This is a genomic window from Pseudomonas sp. R19M, from assembly GCF_050312585.1.
In the GTDB taxonomy this organism is placed as follows: domain Bacteria; phylum Pseudomonadota; class Gammaproteobacteria; order Pseudomonadales; family Pseudomonadaceae; genus Aquipseudomonas; species Aquipseudomonas palleroniana.
This window is the reverse complement of record NZ_JBNPJV010000016.1, coordinates 115,354-132,785: the sequence shown is the minus strand read 5'-3', so window position 1 is coordinate 132,785 and position 17,432 is coordinate 115,354. Positions and strand designations below refer to the sequence as shown.

Below are 17,432 nucleotides of genomic sequence, written 5' to 3'. Positions count from 1 at the left end.
CGCCCTAAAACCAGACGCCTCGGTCTTTCTGAAATACCGCGGCGTTTCTAATTGGGGCGGCTTCGCCCCCCAGCGCGGGGCAAGCCCGCTCACTACAGGAGCGGCCGGGCCGAAGCGATCGCCACTACCACCAACCCGACGATCAGGTTGATGCCCACCAGCCTGCGGATCTGCCCCAACACCGCTGCGCCCGCCGGCCAGTCCTCAGCGGCCACCGCCGCGCGCAATGACGGTAGCTTCAGTGCCTGGATACGGATAAACAGTGCCGTCATCACCAGGTACAACCCCATCATCACCTGCACATAGCGCGGCGCCGTCTCAAAGCCGTTGAAGCGCAGTTGCAGCAGGCCGATACCGCTGATCGGCAAAACCAGCACCGCGACCCAGACCCACACAAAAAAACGTTGAAACACATTTGCCCACAACTTGAGCCGGGCGGGGCCCTCAAGTGCCGCCATGGCGGCGGGGCGCAGGATCATCCAGGCGAAAAACATACCGCCGACCCAGATCAGGGCGGCCAATACATGCAGGGTATAAGCGAGGCTAAACACGGTCATTGTGGTACTCCGTTCTGCGCGGGATTAATTAGCGGGTTATGATAGCGGCCGATCCGAACCACTGAAAATTTATCCAGCGTTTTTTGCGCCCGACTATTCATGATCAGCACTGAACTCAAAACCACGATCCAGGGCGCCTATTCGCGTTTTCTCGAAGCCAAGAGCTTGAAACCGCGGTACGGGCAGCGCCTGATGATCGCCGAAGTGGCCAAGGTCCTCGGGGATATCGACACCGATGACGAAGGCCGCCGCGAAGGTGAGCCTGCGGTCGTGGCCGTCGAGGCCGGAACCGGTACCGGCAAGACCGTCGCCTACAGCCTGGCTGCGATCCCCACCGCCAAGGCCGCCGGCAAGCGCCTGGTGATCGCCACCGCGACCGTCGCCCTGCAAGAACAGATCGTCTACAAAGACCTGCCCGACCTGATGCGCAACAGCGGCTTGAACTTCAGCTTCGCCCTGGCCAAAGGGCGTGGCCGCTACATGTGCCTGTCCAAGCTCGACGTGTTGTTGCAGGAAGGCCATGCCCAAACCGCCACTGCGCAACTGTTCGAAGAAGAAGGCTTCAAGATCGAAGTCGATGAAGCCAGCCAGAAGCTGTTTACCAGCATGATCGAGAAACTGGCCGGCAACAAATGGGACGGCGACCGCGACAGCTGGCCCACCGCCCTGGAAGACGCCGACTGGGCACGCCTGACCACCGACCACAGCCAGTGCACCAACCGTCATTGCCCCAACTTCGGCCAGTGCGCCTTCTACAAGGCCCGCGAAGGCATGGGCAAGGTCGATGTGATCGTTACCAACCACGACATGGTCCTGGCCGACCTGGCCCTGGGCGGCGGCGCCGTGCTGCCGGACCCGCGCGACACGCTCTACGTCTTCGACGAAGGCCATCACCTGCCGGACAAAGCCATCGGCCACTTCGCCCATTACACGCGCCTGCGTTCCACCGCCGACTGGCTGGAAACCACCGCCAAGAACCTCACCAAGCTGCTGGCCCAGCACCCGTTGCCTGGCGACCTGGGCAAGTTGATCGAACAGGTGCCGGAGCTGGCGCGGGAGATCAAGACCCAGCAGCAATTCATGTTCAGCGCCTGCGAACAGGTCGCCGACTTCAAGCCCGGCGAAGACGTGGAGGGCCGCGAGCGCCCACGCCATCGCTTTGTCGGCGGGTTGATCCCCGAGCATATGCGCGAAATGGGCATCGAACTGAAAAAGGGCTTTTCACGCCTGACTGACCTGTTCACCCGCCTGACCGATTTGCTCAAGGAGGGGATGGATGGCGAGGTCAACATCGGGATCGCCAGCAACCAGGCCGAAGAATGGTACCCCCTGTTTGGCAGCCTGTTGTCCCGTTCCCAGGGCAACTGGGAGTTATGGACCGCCTTTACCGTCGAAGACCCGGAAGACAACCCGCCCATGGCCCGTTGGCTCACCTTGTCGGAAAGCGGTGCGTTGTTCGATATCGAGGTCAACGCAAGCCCCATCCTCGCCGCCGAAATGCTGCGCCGCAACCTGTGGAACGTGGCCTACGGCTGCCTGGTGACCTCGGCCACGCTGACCGCCCTGGGCACCTTCGACCGCTTCCGCATGCGCGCCGGCCTGCCGAAAAAAGCCGTCACCGCAGTGGTGCCGAGCCCGTTCCATCACGCCGATGCGGGTGTGCTGCGGGTGCCGGACCTCAAGGCCGACCCACGGGATGCGGCGGGGCATACGGCAGCGATCATCCGTGACCTGCCGGAACTGGTAGAGGGTTCACGTGGCACCCTGGTGCTGTTCTCCTCGCGTAAACAAATGCAGGATGTGTTCGATGGCCTGGACCGTGACTGGCGCAAGCAGGTGTTTATCCAGGGCAACCTGTCCAAGCAGGAAACCCTGAACAAACACAAGGCCCGGGTCGATGGCGGCGATTCCAGCGTGCTGTTCGGCCTGGCCAGTTTCGCCGAAGGCGTGGACTTGCCCGGCGCCTATTGCGAACACGTGGTCATCGCCAAGATCCCGTTCTCGGTGCCGGATGACCCGGTTGAAGCGGCCCTGGCCGAATGGATCGAAGCCCGGGGCGGCAACCCGTTCATGGAAATCTCGGTGCCGGATGCCTCCCTCAAACTGGTGCAGGCCTGCGGGCGCTTGCTGCGCACGGAGCAGGACCGGGGCACCATCACCTTGCTTGACCGTCGCCTGGTCACCCAGCGCTACGGCAAGGCCATTCTGAATGCCTTGCCACCATTCAGGCGCGAAATTTCTTAAGCCACTGTGGGCGGATTCGCCCATTTCGTGGTCTATGTCGTCGCTGTCGATTTAAGTCATCAGGCCATTCACCGGCCGATTGGAGAGCCTTGTTCGTATGATTCGCACGCTGCCTGCCCTTTTTGCCCTGCTGTTCGCTGCGCCCTTGATGGCCGCGCCTGCCGGGCAACAAACGCTGTTCAACTTCGTCCGGCCTGCCGACGTGGTCAAGGTGGCGACCCAGGACGCCAGCCTGCCGCAATACAACGCCGAGCAGACCCCCGAAGGCGAGGTGTTGCGCCGCATCACCTTCAACCCCGCCGCTGAACCGAGCCTGGTGCTCAGCCCGCAGTCCGGCGTCTGGGACTGGTCCCAGAGCAGTGCCATGAGCCTGCGCATCCAAAGCGCCATGGACTGGGCGTTGACGCTCTACGTCAAAGTGCAGAGTACCGATGGCAAGACCCTGGTCAGCCGTATCGATCTGCCGGCCGGCCCGGCCCAGACCCTGTTGATCCCGTTGCAGGCCAATTCGCCGCTGAGCCAGGGCATGAAGGCCGGCCCGCCGATGCCGATCACCGTGGACGGCCAGCGTGTGCTGCTCGCCGCCAGCGCCGGTGACGTCGACCGCAGCCAGGTGGCATCGGTGACACTGTCGATGATCAAGCCCAATGCGGCCCAAAGTATCCTGCTGGAACGTTTTGGTGTGCAGGACAGCGAGCCGGTATTGAAGGCGGCCTACAGTGACCTGGTGGATGCCTATGGCCAGTCCACGCGTGCGCGCTGGCCGGAAAAGGTCGGCAGCGACGAGCAACTCAAGGCCGCGGCTGCCAAGGAGCAGCAGCAACTCAAGGGCTGGCTGGCGGAGCGTGACAAAGCGTCCCTGGACCGCTACGGCGGCTGGAACAAAGGCCCGGCATTCGAGGCCAGCGGTTTTTTCCGCACAGAGAAGCGCGACGGGCGCTGGTACCTGGTGACGCCGGAAGGTCACCCGTTCTACTCCTTGGGCGTCAACACCGTCGCACCGGATAACAGCCAGACCTACGTGGCTGGCCGTGAATGGATGTTCACCGCGTTGCCCAAGGCCGGCGAGCCCTTCGACAAGTACTACGGCAGCGCCGATAACCGCACCGGCAACGGCTCGGGCGAGGGGCGCGGCTTCGCGGCCGGGCGTTGGTACGATTTCTACGGCGCCAACCTGCAACGGACCTACGATACCGAAGGTTTCGACCAGAAGCGTTGGGTGACGCATACCCTGGATCGCCTGCAAGCCTGGGGTTTCAACACCGTGGGCAACTGGAGCGATCCGGACCTGGCCAGCGCCGACCGCGTGCCTTACACCTTGCCGCTGTCGATCGTCGGTGATTACGCCAGCATCAGCACTGGCACCGACTGGTGGGGCGGCATGCCCGATCCGTTCGACCCGCGCTTCGCCATGGCCACCGAGCGTGCCGTGGCCATTGCCGCCCGCGATCATCGTGATGACCCCTGGTTGATCGGTTATTTCGCCGACAACGAGCTGGCCTGGGCCGGCCCGGGGGATGACCCGAAGGCACGTTACGCCCTGGCCTACGGCACGTTGCGCATGACTACCGACGTACCGGCCAAGCGTGCGTTCCTCAAGCAATTGCGCGACAAGTACCGCAACGAAGAGGGGCTTTCGAAAGCCTGGGGCATCCACCTGTCCGGCTGGGAGCTGATGGAAGATCCAGGTTTCGAGCCGCCGCTGCCGAGCCCTGAACACCCGGAAATCGAAGCTGACTTCAAATATTTCCAGAAGACCTTCGCCGACGCCTACTTCAAGACCATTTCCGACTCGCTGAAATGGCACGCGCCCAACCAGTTGCTGCTGGGCGGGCGCTACGCTGTGAGCACCCCGGAAGCCGTGGCGTCCTGCGCCCAGTATTGCGATGTGCTGAGTTTCAACATGTACACGCTCAAGCCTCAGGACGGTTATGACTTCGCCGCCTTGCGCGCTCTGGATAAACCGGTGTTGATCACGGAGTTCAATTTCGGCTCGGCGGACCGGGGGCCGTTCTGGGGTGGCGTAACGCAACTGGCCAAGGAAGAAGACCGCGGCACGGCTTACGGCACCTTCCTCAAGCAGGCCATGGCCGAACCGTCGATTGTCGGTGTGCACTGGTTCCAGTACCTGGATCAACCGGTGACCGGTCGACTGCTGGACGGCGAGAACGGCCACTTCGGCCTCGTCGGCATCACTGACGTGCCGTACCAGGGTTTTGTCGAAAGTGTGCGTAAAAGTAACCTGGCGACCGTCGACCAACTGGGCAAGGAGGCGCTGAAAGCCAAGGTGGACAGCGCAGTGCGTGAAAGTGAAGGCGGCAAGTCGGGGCACGACGGCAAAGGTGCGGGACAGGGCGCCGGGCATGCCGGCGGGCACTCTGGAAATGGTCACTGATTGAGCGTTGACGGGTTCACAAAAGCCACAATGGCTGGAACAATGTCGGCCACTTTTTACGGTGTTTTTCGAGGGCGCGCAGGTGCAGATTCAGGGTCATTACGAACTCCAGTTCGAAGCGGTACGCGAAGCGTTTGCCGCGTTGTTCGATGACCCGCAGGAACGAGGTGCGGGGCTGTGCATCCAGATCGGCGGCGAAACCGTCGTCGACCTGTGGGCCGGCACTGCCGACAAGGACGGGGCCGAGGCCTGGCACAGCGACACCATCGTCAACCTGTTCTCCTGCACCAAGACCTTCACCGCTGTCACGGCTTTGCAGCTGGTGGCCGAAGGCAAGCTGAAGCTGGATGCCCCCGTGGCCGATTACTGGCCGGAGTTTGCCGCGGCGGGCAAGGAGATGATTACCCTTCGCCAGTTGCTCTGTCACCAGGCCGGGTTGCCGGCGATCCGCGAAATGCTGCCTGCCGAAGCCCTGTATGACTGGCAGTTGATGGTCGACACCCTGGCAGCCGAGGCCCCATGGTGGACGCCCGGCCAAGGGCATGGCTATGAAGCCATCACCTACGGCTGGCTGGTAGGCGAACTGCTGCGCCGCGCCGATGGGCGTGGGCCTGGAGAATCCATCGTGGCGCGGGTTGCACGACCGTTGGGCCTGGACTTCCATGTGGGGTTGGCGGACGCAGAGTTTTATCGTGTCGCCCATATAGCGCGTAGCAAAGGCAACATGGGCGATGAAGCGGCACAAAGGTTGTTGCAAGTAATGATGCGCGAACCTGCGGCACTGACAACGCGTGCATTCGCCAATCCACCCTCTATTCTCACCAGCACTAATAAGCCTGAATGGCGACGCATGCAGCAGCCAGCGGCAAATGGTCACGGTAATGCACGAAGCCTGGCGGGGTTTTATAGCGGTTTGTTGGACGGTAGTTTGCTGGAAAGCGACATGCTCGAACAATTGACCCGTGAACACAGTATCGGGCCGGATAAAACCTTATTGACCCAAACCCGTTTCGGCCTGGGTTGCATGTTGGATCAACCGCAGTTGCCCAACGCGACCTTCGGCCTTGGCCCGCGTGCGTTTGGGCACCCTGGGGCGGGAGGCTCGGTGGGTTTTGCCGACCCGGAACATGATGTAGCGTTCGGTTTTGTGACTAATACGCTGGGCCCCTATGTACTTATGGACCCGCGTGCGCAGAAGTTGGTCGGAATATTGGCCGGTTGTCTGTAAACCGCTTGCTGTTTCACAATTTTTTGTTACAAAGGCACGTATAAGAAGACGCTGAACGAAATGACGTAACTTAAATGTTCATTAAGTGTCTGTTTAACGGGTCATCCAGACCCTCCGGTTTTTTCTCATTTTGTGGATATCTCATGTTATCGAACAAGTCCTTGGCACTGGCGCTGTGCCTCACTATTACTGGTTGCGCACAAACTCCACAGAATGATGCCGAAGGTGGGCATTGGTGGTCATTTGGATCTGACAAGGCTGCTACCAAGGACGCAGTGAGCCAAACCGACGCCAAACCGGATGCCAAGCCTGCCGCCGGCGCCAAGCCTGCCGCACCTGTGGCCGCTGCAGCCGACGCTCCAGCGCCTGCCCCGGTAGCCAAGGCCGACACCGGTTCCAGCTGGTGGCCGTTCTCCTCCAAAAGCGCCGACGAAAAAGCTGCCGATGCCAAGGCCGACCTGAAAGCCGACCTCAAGGCCGCCACTCCGGCAACAACCCCGGCTGCAGCGCCTGCCGTTGCCAAGACCGACGAAGCTCACTGGTGGTGGCCGTTCGAAAGCAAGCCAAAACCACTGGCCAAGGTCGATGTAACCAACGTGCCGATGCCTGACCCGAAAATCACCCAAGCCTGGCTCGACGACTACGAGCCGCGCCTGCGCACCGCGATCAAGGACAGCAACCTGCAACTTGAGCGCCGTGACAACGTGTTGGTGATCATTGCGCCGGTGGACGGGTCCTATAACCCGAAACGCCCGGCGATGCTGCTGCCGGTGACCCTGGGCCCCTTCACCCGTGTTGCCAAGGCCGTAGAGGGCGACCCGAAGACCGCCGTGCTGGTACTGGGTCACGTCGACGCCAACGGTGCTGAACCGCAAAGCCAGGCTCTGACCAAGGAACGCGCACAATCCATCGCTTCGATTTTCAGCCTCAGCGGCTTGAAGCAAGACCGCCTGATGCTGCGTGGCATGGGTGACCTGATGCCGCGTGCCGCCAACGACAGCAACCAGGGCCGCGCCCTGAACCGCCGCATGGAAATCATGTTCACCCAGCGCACCACCATGCTGGCCTTGCTGAGCAAGTACAACTCGGCTAACCCGCCGAAGGCTGAAATGATCGCTGTGCAGGACGTTCCGGCACCCGTGGCACCGGCCGCTAAAAAAGCAGCGCCGGCGAAAAAGGCTTCGACCAAGAAAGCGGCCGCCAAACCTGCTGCCAAGAAAGCTGCGGCCAAGCCTGCAGCCAAAAAGCCTGCAGCCAAAGCCGCAGCACCGGCTTCGAACGACCAGGCAAAAAACTGATTCGCTGAACCAGAAGGATAAAGCCGCATGACCCAGGCACTGGCCGATATGCGCCGTGACTACACACGGGACGGTTTGAGTGAGGCCCAGGCCCCGGACGAGCCGTTTGCCCTGTTCCACCAATGGTTTGGCGATGCGGTGAAAACCGAGCAGCCACCGGTGGAGGCCAATGCCATGACCTTGGCCACGGTTGACCAGGAAGGTCGCCCGCACTGTCGCATCCTGTTGCTCAAGGGCCTGGATGCGCAGGGCTTTACCTTCTTCACCAATTATCAGAGCGCCAAGGGTGAACAACTTGCGGCGCGGCCCTTTGCCGCCATGACGTTCTTCTGGCCGACCCTGGAGCGCCAGGTGCGTATCGAAGGGCGGGTGGTGAAGGTCACGCCGCAAGAGTCCGATGCCTATTACCAGGTTCGCCCATTGGGCAGCCGCCTGGGGGCATGGGCGTCCCCGCAGAGCAAGGTCATTCGTGACCGCGAAGAACTGCAGGACTTGCTCAAGGCCACCGAGCAACGCTTCAGCGATACCCAGCCCGATTGCCCGGAGCATTGGGGTGGTTACCGGCTTTTGCCGGAACGCATCGAGTTCTGGCAGGGCCGCGCCAGCCGCCTGCATGACCGCCTGAACTACCGCCTGCAAGGCGCCGACTGGGTGCGCGAGCGCCTGGCTCCCTGAGCTTTTTCTTCCTGACGCTCGATCCTCCACGCCGAAGCCTCGAATCACGAGGCTTCAGGTGTTTTCGAGCGTGCCGCAACACGGATGAACGCGTCCATAACGCTCTCTTGGAACAGCGTAAATGCTACCATTCGTCGGTTTCTATGGTGCTGGCAGTCTGTACTCAGGCTGAATGAAAGCAATTTTCTGCCCGGCTTGCCGTGACAGGCGTCGAGTCGCAGCGTTTAATGAAACCCTGTCCTTTGGAGTTGATGCTATGCGTAAGTCCGTTTTACTAGTTGCCTGCTTTACCACCCTGTCGTTGCTGTTGGGTGGCTGCGCCTCGAGTCTGACCGGCGACTCGTACTCCCGTGATGATGCGCGTCGTGTACAGACCGTTCGCATGGGTACCATCGAATCCCTGCGTCCAGTGAAAATCGAAGGCACCAAGACCCCAATCGGCAGCGTGGCCGGTGCCGTGGTGGGTGGCGTTGGCGGCAGTGCTATCGGCGGTGGCCGTGGCAGTATCGTCACGGGCGTCATCGGTGCCGTTGCCGGCGGCCTGCTGGGCTCTGCTGCCGAAGAAGGCCTGACCCGCACCCAAGGTGTCGAAATCACCGTTCGCGAAGACGACGGCAGCATGCGCGCCTACGTCCAGGCCGTTGACCCGAATGAAATCTTCCGCATCGGCCAACGCGTGCGCATCATGAGCGTTAACGGTCAAAGCCGCGTTTCTCAGTAAGCGTCGGTTGTAGAAACACAAACCCCAACCGGGTGACCGGTTGGGGTTTTTGTATCTTGGTGCGAGACTTTTTATGAGAAACGTTCAAACGTGAGGCTTTTCGTAATGACGAAAAAGCAGGCAATAAAAAACCGCCTTAGTAGGGCGGTTTTTTATTGCGAAGCAGATTTTAAGCTGGGCTCCGCATACTCATAGGACGCGATGACATGGGCGAAATCCTACCGTCGCTCAAGGGGGCGTGCAAGGTTCGGTGACGAGTGGTGGCCAACGTTTGTGAGTCTTTTTGTGTCGGCTGTCTGCAAAAAGCGGAAATAAATCTGAAGGCTTTCCAACGGTATTCTATGGTGTTTTGTCACACGTTCGGTCGGATGCTCAGTTAGTATCGACGCCGTTCCACATTCGTTATTTTTTGCTGGTCGGTTGGGTCAGTGACCAAGTTTTGGACCCGCCGCCACGGGCTAGTAATCCGTGCCGGATTGATGCGGAAGGCCCATCAACCCAGCCACCTCAAAGGACGCGGTGACAGCATCCGAAGGCGCACATGTTCCGGTAAGTGTGCTGGAGGTTAGGCCCAACTTGCGGAGGGCCGAGTATGTCGAAGTTTGCACGACGTACGTGGAACCTCGTAGTGAACTGCCTTCGTGTTTATCACGTATGGGTATTCCTGCGGGACAGCTTCGATGACCTGTAAGGTCTGAGAAGTGAGCCGCCTCGGTTTAGACCGAGGCGGCTTTTTGGTTTTCTGCGTCCCGGTTTCAAACTTGAAAGTGCTTCACCATCGTATTCAATTCATGCGCCAGGCTGGCGAGGGACTGGGAAGCACTGGTGGTTTGGGTCGAGCCCTCCGCGGATTGAATCGACAACTGCTGGATATTCAGCAAGTTGCGATCAACCGCCCGAGCAACGTCGGCTTGCTCGGCCGCAGCGGTGGTGATGACCAGGTTTCGGTCGTTGATCTCATTATTGGCCATCAGGATATCCGCCAGTGCCTGTTGTGCTAGCTCGGCCAGTGACAGGGTTTGCTGGGTCATGCTGCTGCTGTCGAGCATGGTCTTGACGGTGCTGGCAGTGTTGGATTGGATACTGCCGATCATCTGTTCGATTTCCTGGGTCGATTGAGCGGTGCGGTGGGCCAGGGCGCGGACTTCGTCGGCAACCACGGCAAAACCGCGACCGGCCTCACCGGCACGGGCGGCTTCGATGGCCGCGTTCAACGCCAGCAGGTTGGTTTGTTCGGCGATGGTGCGGATGACATCCAGCACCTTGCCGATATCCTTGGCTTGTTCGGCCAGGCTGCCCACTTGTTCGGAGCTGACTTCAACGCCACGGGTCAGGGCCTGGATGGCATCCAGGGCTTCGACCATGCGCTGCTGGCCTTTCAAGGCAATGCTGCGCGACTCTTGGGAGAGGTCGGAGGTTGAAGCCGCGTTCCTGGCGACGTCCTCAATCGCGGTAGTCATCTCGGTGACGGCAGTGGCGGCCTGTTCGATTTCGCCATGTTGCTGCTGCAAGTCGCGGCTGCCTTCGGCGGTCACGGCATTCAGTTCTTCGGCGGCTGCGGCGAGTTGGCTGGATGAGCCGGTAATCTGCCGCAAAGTCTGCACCAGATTGTTACGCATGGTCTCCTGCGCCCTGAGCAGGCGAGTGGCCTCGTCATTGCCCGTCGGATTGATGGGCTGGGTCAGGTCGCCCTTGGCGATGGTTTCGGCGACCTGCACCGCTTCATTGATGGGGCGGGTAATGCTTCGGGTCAGCAGCCAGGCAACCAGTACGGTGCCCCCACTCACCAGCAGGATGACGAGCGCGATGCCTTTCATGGCGTGTTGATAAGCGTCCACGGAGGTCAGGCCGGCTTGTTCCGCGCCTTTGTTGGCGAGGTCGATCAGTTGGTCAAAGTTCTTGGTCATGTGCTCGTAGCTTTCTCGAATGCTGTTGAGAAAGTCGCGGGCGCCGGCCTTGTCGCCTGAACGTGAGCGCTTGAGCATCTCGGTGTGGTTCTGCGCATACGCGTCCAGGCTCTGGTTGAACACATCGAGACGAGATTTTTCCTCGGCGGTGTTCAGGAGGGCTGCGTATTGCGCCAACTGCTCTTTGACCGCCTTCAGGCGGCCGGCGGATTTTTCTTCGTAGGTCTGCATGTCTGCATCGCTAGAGGACAGGATGTGCGCCATTTCCCCCAGGCGAAAACGGTCGAGCGAAGCATTGGCCAGGGCCAGCAGCCGGACCCGCTGCAGCCAGTTGTTCTGTATGTCGGCAGCCTGGGACTGCACTTCGCCGATCTGCTTGAGGGCGAACAGACCGAGAAACACACTCAGTGACGCAATAGCAGCGAAGCCGATGAAGGCCCTGGCTGCGATTCTTATATTTCTCAGGAACATGGGATTGTCGCTCGGGCTGGAGACGCGTTGGAGAACAAGGTGGAGCGGGTGTCCCTATGAGGGACAGCGGGATCGCCACAACAGATAATCGGCGGCAGGGGGGAAGTCTTTAGGGGATTGGAGGAAGGGGGCGGGTAGATAGCGCTGCGGTTGCGCAGCGCCACTGGTAAACACTGTCCAATCGGATAGCGGGTTGGGAACAGGAGCCGATTACCGGCTCCCGCAAAGGGCTCAGGCTTTCTTGCGACTTGCCATGGCCGTTACCGCATAGCCGATACACGCCGCCAGGATCGACCCGGTCAGGATCCCCATTCGGTCTTCACCCGCGAATTCGCTGGCGCCCGGCACAAAGGCCAAGGAACCGACGAACAGGCTCATGGTGAAGCCGATGCCGCACAGGATCGCTACACCGAACACCTGGCCCCAGTTGGCGCCACTGGGCAGGGCGGCGAGGCCGGTCTTGATGGCGAGCCAGGTGAGGCCGAATACGCCGATGGTCTTGCCGATCAGCAAGCCTGCGGCGATACCCATGGGCACGTGATGGGTGAAGCTGTCCAGGCTGACGCCCGCCAGGGACACGCCGGCATTGGCAAACGCGAACAATGGCAGGATGCCGTAGGCCACCCATGGATGCAGTGCATGCTCCAGGGTAAGCAGCGGCGAGGGTTCGGCATTCTTGGTGCGCATCGGGATGCAGAATGCCAGGGTCACGCCGGCCAGCGTGGCATGCACGCCACTCTTGAGCACGCAGACCCACAGGATCAGGCCAATGATCAGGTAGGGCCCAAGCTTGATCACACCCAGGCGGTTCATGGCGATCAAGGCAATCAGGCAAGCGCCCGCACCTGCCAGGGAGGCACCGGACAGATCGGCGGAGTAGAACAGCGCGATGACGATAATGGCGCCCAGGTCATCAATGATGGCCAAGGTCATCAGGAACAGTTTCAGCGACACCGGCACGCGCTTGCCCAGCAGCGCCAGGACGCCCAGGGCAAAGGCGATATCGGTGGCCATGGGGATCGCCCAGCCGGACATCGCGGCGGGGTAATCCTTGTTGATCGCCCAATAGATCAGCGCCGGTACGACCATGCCGCCGATGGCGGCGGCACCGGGCAATACCACTTGCGATGGCTTGGACAGGTGACCGTCGAGGAGTTCTCGCTTCACTTCCAGGCCGATCAGCAGGAAGAACAGGGCCATCAGGCCATCGTTGATCCACAGCAGGGCGGGTTTGGCGATTTTCAGCGCGCCGACCTGTGCCACCACTGGCACGTCAAGAAAAGCGTTATACAGGTGCGACAACGGTGAGTTGTTAATGATCAGCGCCAGGGCGGCAGCGGCGATCAACAACAGGCCGCTGGCGGCTTCCAGCTGGAAGAAACGGGTGAAAGTGCTACGCAGAGGCAAGGGATGCTCTCCCATTCAAGGTTCAATAGATGGGTACCCTAACCCGTACCGTTAGTTGTTAAAACAAAAGTTATATTCTTATTTGTTATAAGCGGCGCTCAGGATCGGCAGGCCGCCAAAGCCTAGCAATTGTGTGTCTAATTGAGTCGTCACTGTATCTGTGTGCAGTGTAGGAAACCCCTTAAGATTCGGGCTGAAATCCTTAGAGACCCATCTTATGAGTGACCACCGTACCTGGGCCCGTGAAGCCATTCGCATCATTGAAGCGGACTTCCAGCGTAGCGCCGACACGCACCTGATCCCTTTGCCATTGCCGGGGCTGCCGGGTATCGAGTTGTACTTCAAGGATGAGTCAAGCCACCCCACGGGCAGCTTGAAACACCGGCTGGCCCGTTCGCTGTTCCTGTATGCGCTGTGTAATGGCTGGCTCAAGCCGGGCGCGCCGGTGATTGAAGCTTCCAGCGGTTCGACGGCGATCTCGGAAGCCTACTTCGCCCGCCTGCTCGGCCTGCCGTTCATTGCGGTCATGCCGGCGACCACGTCCCAGGAAAAGATCGCCCAGATCGCCTTCTATGGTGGCAAGAGCCATCTGGTACAGGATCCGACGCAGATCTACGCCGAATCCGAACGCCTGGCGAAGGAAAGCGGTGGCCACTTCATGGACCAATTCACCTACGCCGAGCGGGCCACGGACTGGCGGGCGAATAACAACATCGCCGAATCGATCTTCCAGCAGATGCGCTTCGAGCATTACCCCGAGCCGAGCTGGTTGATTTCCAGCCCCGGCACCGGCGGCACCACCGCAACTCTGGGGCGCTATGTGCGTTATCGCCAGCATTGCACCCGCGTGCTGTGTGCAGATGCCGAACGCTCGGTATTTTTCGATTTTTATCAAAGCGGCGATGCCAGTTTGCGCCTGGATTGTGGCTCTCGGATCGAAGGGATTGGTCGGCCACGGGTCGAGGCGTCGTTTTTGCCCAAGGTGATTGATGCGATGGTCAAGGTGCCGGATGCCCTGTCGCTGGCGGCCATGCATTACCTGGCCGAGCGTTTGGGGCGGCGGGTCGGCGGCTCCAGCGGGACCAATCTGGTTGGCGCCCTGATGGCGGCGCAGCAGATGAAAGCGGCAGGCGAGTCGGGGTCGATCGTGGCGATCTTGTGCGATGGGGGTGAGCGCTATGCCACTACCTATTACGATCAGGCTTGGCTTGAGGCTCAGGGCTATGAATTGAAGGGTTTGATGGCGGCCGTTGCGGCCAGTGTCGAGCGCGGCGAGCCATTACCTGAAACGATCTTGCGCGCCAATATCTGACAGGCGAGGGGGCTTGTTCGCGATAGCAGTCTGTATGTCAGCTTATCTGTAGCTGATACACCGCTATCGAGAGCAAGTCGCCTCTCACATTGAATTACGTTGGGTCAGGCTTGGATACCCAACATATCCCGCGCCAACGCCTCGGCAATCCGAATTCCGTCAACACCCGCCGACAGAATCCCTCCGGCGTAACCGGCGCCTTCGCCGGCCGGATACAGGCCCTTTACGTTCAAGCTCTGCATCGACTCGTTACGGGTAATCCGCAACGGCGATGAGGTGCGGGTCTCAATACCCGTCAGCACCGCATCGTGCAGCGAATAGCCTTTGATCTGCTTCTCGAAGGCGGGCAAGGCTTCGCGGATCGCCTCGATGGCGAAGTCCGGCAACGCCAAGGCCAGGTCGCCCAGCGATACGCCGGGCTTGTAGGACGGCTCGACGCTGCCCAGGGCCGTGGAGGGTTTGCCGGCGATGAAGTCGCCCACCAGCTGCGCCGGCGCCTCATAGTTGCTGCCGCCGAGAATATACGCGTGGGACTCCAGGCGCTCCTGCAACTCGATCCCGGCCAGCGGGCCACCTGGGTAGTCCACTTCAGGCGTGATGCCCACCACGATGCCGGAGTTGGCGTTGCGTTCGTTGCGCGAGTACTGGCTCATGCCGTTGGTGACCACGCGGTGTGGCTCGGACGTCGCGGCGACCACCGTGCCGCCCGGGCACATGCAGAAGCTGTAGACCGAGCGGCCGTTCTTGGCATGGTGCACCAGCTTGTAGTCGGCGGCGCCGAGTTTCGGGTGCCCGGCGTACTTGCCCAGGCGCGCGGCATCGATCAGCGATTGCGGGTGTTCGATACGGAACCCGACGGAGAACGGCTTGGCCTCCATGTAAACGCCACGTTCGTGGAGCATGCGGAAGGTATCGCGGGCACTATGGCCCAGGGCGAGGATCACGTGCTTGGACAGGATCTGCTCGCCGCCATCGATCACCACACCGTTCAACTGACCCTCTTCGATCAGCACGTCGGTCACGCGTTGTTCGAAACGCACTTCACCGCCCAGGGCGATGATCTGCTGGCGCATGTTTTCCACCACGCCGGTCAGGCGGAAGGTCCCGATGTGCGGCTTGCTGACGTAGAGGATTTCTTCCGGCGCGCCGGCCTTGACGAACTCGTGCAGCACTTTGCGGCCGTGGAATTTCGGATCCTTGATCTGGCTGTACAGTTTGCCGTCGGAAAAGGTGCCGGCGCCGCCTTCACCGAACTGCACGTTGGATTCAGGGTTGAGCACGCTTTTGCGCCACAGGCCCCAGGTGTCCTTGGTGCGCTGGCGGACTTCCTTGCCACGTTCGAGGATGATCGGCTTGAAGCCCATTTGCGCCAACAGCAGGCCGGCGAAGATGCCGCAAGGGCCAAAGCCCACCACGATCGGTCGTTCGATCAGGTCTTGCGGCGCCTGGCCGACCACCTTGTAGCTGACATCCGGCGCCGGGTTGACGTTGCGGTCGTCGGCGAACTTGAGCAGCAGGGCGGCTTCGCCTTTCACGTTCAGGTCGATGGTGTAGATGAAGCACAGCTCCGACGATTTTTTACGGGCGTCGTAGCTGCGCTTGAACAGGGTGAAATCGAGCAGGTCATCACTGGCGATCCCCAGGCGTTGCACGATGGCTGGCCGCAGGTCTTCTTCGGGATGGTCGATGGGCAGCTTGAGTTCGGTGATTCGTAACATGACAGGGTCCGGTAGGCGGCGGGCAAGGAGGCCGGCTGTTTTGCAAACCGGCGATTATAAGCCCCAATGGCAGGTTTCCGTCAGGTTAAAACAGCGCAGGGCCGAATCAGTCGTCCCGTGAGCCACCAAACGCCGCGCAACCACGCTGTACCTGACCGTTGACCCGCAGTTCGGCGGTCATGTGCTGCAGGCTGGCGCTGGCGCTGTCGACGCAACGCTGCGGGGCTACCCACAGTTCGACGTGCTGGTTGTTGGCTTCGGTCATCAGGTTGAAGCGGCCATCACCGATCTGTTCTTCGACGTAAGGCACGGCCAAAGGCGGCTGGCCTTCGCGTTCAAGCACCATGCCCTTGGCGGTGACGTTCATCGTCCAGGCGGGTTTATGGCCACTCGCGCGCAGGATCGTGCGCTTGAAGTCCGGATCGTTGCAGGCCGAGGTAGAACGCTCGACGCGATAGAGTTGTTGCAGTTCCACCGAACCCTGGGTGCCGCTGGCAACCCCGGAGAACTTGCCACGCAAGTCGGCAAACAGCTCGCCTTGCTGGCCGGCCAGTGAAGCGGCTTCCTGCAGGACGCTGGTGCCACCGGTGTCGTTGACCACATAGTTGCGTTGATCGTTGCACGGCTGGAACAACAGCTTGCCGCCCACTGCCGTCAACTCCCCCTGCATGCGGGTCAGGCCGGCGATAGACGGCTTGGCCGGTTCGCTTTCGAACATCTGGCAAGCGGCGAACAAGGGAAGCAAGGCAAACAGAACGAGGGTACGGGCGGCGCGCATTATCGGGTCTCCAGACAAGTGCCGTCACGTTACGCAGGCTGGCGCTGCATCACAAGTCCAGCGCCCAGCTTCAGGCGATTCTTACAGACTTGAAAATCAGCCGACGATAAACGTCTGCCCCGTCTGCAGTCCCTCGACGCTTTTTGCGTAGGCCAGTGCCACATCTGCGCCGGGAGCCGGTTTGTAACCACGGAAGTAAGGCGCATAGCTGCCCATGGCTTCCAGCAGGACGGTGGGGCTGACGGAGTTGATGCGCAAACCGCGTGGCAACTCGATCGCAGCGGCCTTGACGAAGGCATCCAGTGCGCCGTTGACCAGCGCCGCCGAGGCCCCGGTGCGGATCGGGTCGCGGTTGAGGATGCCGCTGGTGAACGTGAACGAGGCACCGTCGTTGGCGTATTCACGGCCGATCAGCAGCAGGTTGACCTGGCCCATCAGCTTGTCACGCAGGCCCAATTCAAAGTCGGTTTCGCTCATCTCACCCAGCGCTACAAAGTTCACACTGCCTGCGGTACAGACCAGCGCATCGAATTTGCCGGTCTGCTCGAACAGCTTGCGGATCGACGCACTGTCGCTGATATCCACCTGGAAGTCGCCGCTGCTGCGACCGATGCTGATCACTTCGTGACGCTGCGCCAGTTCCGCCTTGACCGCCGAGCCGACCGTGCCGCTGGCACCAATCAATAGGATTTTCATCGTGCAGGTTTCCTTGAATGTAGGG

13 protein-coding genes are annotated in these 17,432 nt (G+C 60.9%); 7 read left to right on the top strand and 6 right to left on the bottom strand.

All coding sequences use genetic code 11. The annotated features are described in order from the left end of the window. Nucleotides 1-92: 92 nt before the first annotated feature. Entirely contained in the window at nucleotides 93-557 is a 465-nt protein-coding gene (locus tag ACQRBT_RS02630; RefSeq protein WP_060753819.1) for a CopD family protein, read from the bottom strand. A 99-nt stretch (nucleotides 558-656) separates the two neighbouring features. Here ACQRBT_RS02630 and dinG point away from each other — a divergent pair, with 99 nt between their 5' ends. From dinG to ACQRBT_RS02600, 6 genes are all read left to right on the top strand, one after another. Then, nucleotides 657-2,801, top strand: a complete 2,145-nt coding sequence (gene dinG, locus ACQRBT_RS02625; protein WP_060753818.1) for an ATP-dependent DNA helicase DinG — start codon at nucleotides 657-659, stop codon at nucleotides 2,799-2,801. Nucleotides 2,802-2,898: 97 nt separating this feature from the next. Then, nucleotides 2,899-5,196, top strand: a complete 2,298-nt coding sequence (locus ACQRBT_RS02620) for a beta-galactosidase (protein ID WP_412046656.1) — start codon at nucleotides 2,899-2,901, stop codon at nucleotides 5,194-5,196. An 82-nt stretch (nucleotides 5,197-5,278) separates the two neighbouring features. Beyond that, on the top strand, nucleotides 5,279-6,424 hold the full coding sequence (locus ACQRBT_RS02615; protein ID WP_090372239.1) for a serine hydrolase domain-containing protein: 1,146 nt from the start codon (nucleotides 5,279-5,281) through the stop codon (nucleotides 6,422-6,424). A 143-nt stretch (nucleotides 6,425-6,567) separates the two neighbouring features. Continuing rightward, nucleotides 6,568-7,722 carry an OmpA family protein gene (locus tag ACQRBT_RS02610; protein WP_244384098.1) on the top strand — a complete coding sequence of 385 codons (1,155 nt, stop codon included), beginning with the start codon at nucleotides 6,568-6,570 and terminating at the stop codon, nucleotides 7,720-7,722. A gap of 27 nt (nucleotides 7,723-7,749) precedes the next feature. After that, the gene (gene pdxH / locus ACQRBT_RS02605; RefSeq protein ID WP_060753815.1) at nucleotides 7,750-8,397 is read left to right on the top strand and encodes a pyridoxamine 5'-phosphate oxidase; all 648 of its coding nucleotides are present in this window, start codon (nucleotides 7,750-7,752) and stop codon (nucleotides 8,395-8,397) included. Between the two features lie 256 nt (nucleotides 8,398-8,653). Further along, entirely contained in the window at nucleotides 8,654-9,118 is a 465-nt protein-coding gene (locus tag ACQRBT_RS02600) for a glycine zipper 2TM domain-containing protein (protein WP_060753814.1), read from the top strand. Nucleotides 9,119-9,873: 755 nt separating this feature from the next. Here the strand turns inward: ACQRBT_RS02600 and ACQRBT_RS02595 are convergent. Further along, on the bottom strand, nucleotides 9,874-11,496 hold the full coding sequence (locus ACQRBT_RS02595; protein ID WP_060753813.1) for a methyl-accepting chemotaxis protein: 1,623 nt from the start codon (nucleotides 11,494-11,496) through the stop codon (nucleotides 9,874-9,876). A 231-nt stretch (nucleotides 11,497-11,727) separates the two neighbouring features. Further along, complete coding sequence (gene nhaA, locus ACQRBT_RS02590) at nucleotides 11,728-12,903, bottom strand: Na+/H+ antiporter NhaA (RefSeq protein ID WP_060753831.1); 1,176 nt, start codon at nucleotides 12,901-12,903, stop codon at nucleotides 11,728-11,730. 217 nt (nucleotides 12,904-13,120) lie between these two features. Between nhaA and ACQRBT_RS02585 the strand changes: the two genes are divergently transcribed. After that, nucleotides 13,121-14,215 (top strand): PLP-dependent cysteine synthase family protein, encoded by a 1,095-nt coding sequence (locus tag ACQRBT_RS02585; protein WP_244384097.1) that lies wholly within the window; start codon nucleotides 13,121-13,123, stop codon nucleotides 14,213-14,215. A gap of 104 nt (nucleotides 14,216-14,319) precedes the next feature. Here the strand turns inward: ACQRBT_RS02585 and ACQRBT_RS02580 are convergent, their stop codons facing one another. The 3 genes from ACQRBT_RS02580 to ACQRBT_RS02570 form a co-directional block, all read right to left on the bottom strand. Beyond that, on the bottom strand, nucleotides 14,320-15,933 hold the full coding sequence (locus ACQRBT_RS02580) for an NAD(P)/FAD-dependent oxidoreductase (protein ID WP_244384096.1): 1,614 nt from the start codon (nucleotides 15,931-15,933) through the stop codon (nucleotides 14,320-14,322). 106 nt (nucleotides 15,934-16,039) lie between these two features. Then, nucleotides 16,040-16,711, bottom strand: coding sequence for a COG3650 family protein (locus tag ACQRBT_RS02575; RefSeq protein WP_244384095.1), 672 nt, complete (start codon nucleotides 16,709-16,711; stop codon nucleotides 16,040-16,042). Between the two features lie 96 nt (nucleotides 16,712-16,807). After that, on the bottom strand, nucleotides 16,808-17,407 hold the full coding sequence (locus tag ACQRBT_RS02570; protein ID WP_060753809.1) for a short chain dehydrogenase: 600 nt from the start codon (nucleotides 17,405-17,407) through the stop codon (nucleotides 16,808-16,810). Nucleotides 17,408-17,432 lie beyond the last annotated feature (25 nt).

Excerpts from the sequence above, each read along its gene's own strand:
- ACQRBT_RS02630 (WP_060753819.1), bottom strand. The coding sequence starts at position 557 with ATGACCGTGTTTAGCCTCGCTTATACCCTGCATGTATTGGCCGCCCTG.
- dinG (WP_060753818.1), top strand. The coding sequence starts at position 657 with ATGATCAGCACTGAACTCAAAACCACGATCCAGGGCGCCTATTCGCGT.
- ACQRBT_RS02620 (WP_412046656.1), top strand. The coding sequence starts at position 2,899 with ATGATTCGCACGCTGCCTGCCCTTTTTGCCCTGCTGTTCGCTGCGCCC.
- ACQRBT_RS02610 (WP_244384098.1), top strand. The coding sequence starts at position 6,568 with ATGTTATCGAACAAGTCCTTGGCACTGGCGCTGTGCCTCACTATTACT.
- pdxH (WP_060753815.1), top strand. The coding sequence starts at position 7,750 with ATGACCCAGGCACTGGCCGATATGCGCCGTGACTACACACGGGACGGT.
- ACQRBT_RS02600 (WP_060753814.1), top strand. The coding sequence starts at position 8,654 with ATGCGTAAGTCCGTTTTACTAGTTGCCTGCTTTACCACCCTGTCGTTG.
- ACQRBT_RS02595 (WP_060753813.1), bottom strand. The coding sequence starts at position 11,496 with ATGTTCCTGAGAAATATAAGAATCGCAGCCAGGGCCTTCATCGGCTTC.
- ACQRBT_RS02585 (WP_244384097.1), top strand. The coding sequence starts at position 13,121 with ATGAGTGACCACCGTACCTGGGCCCGTGAAGCCATTCGCATCATTGAA.
- ACQRBT_RS02580 (WP_244384096.1), bottom strand. The coding sequence starts at position 15,933 with ATGTTACGAATCACCGAACTCAAGCTGCCCATCGACCATCCCGAAGAA.
- ACQRBT_RS02575 (WP_244384095.1), bottom strand. The coding sequence starts at position 16,711 with ATGCGCGCCGCCCGTACCCTCGTTCTGTTTGCCTTGCTTCCCTTGTTC.
- ACQRBT_RS02570 (WP_060753809.1), bottom strand. The coding sequence starts at position 17,407 with ATGAAAATCCTATTGATTGGTGCCAGCGGCACGGTCGGCTCGGCGGTC.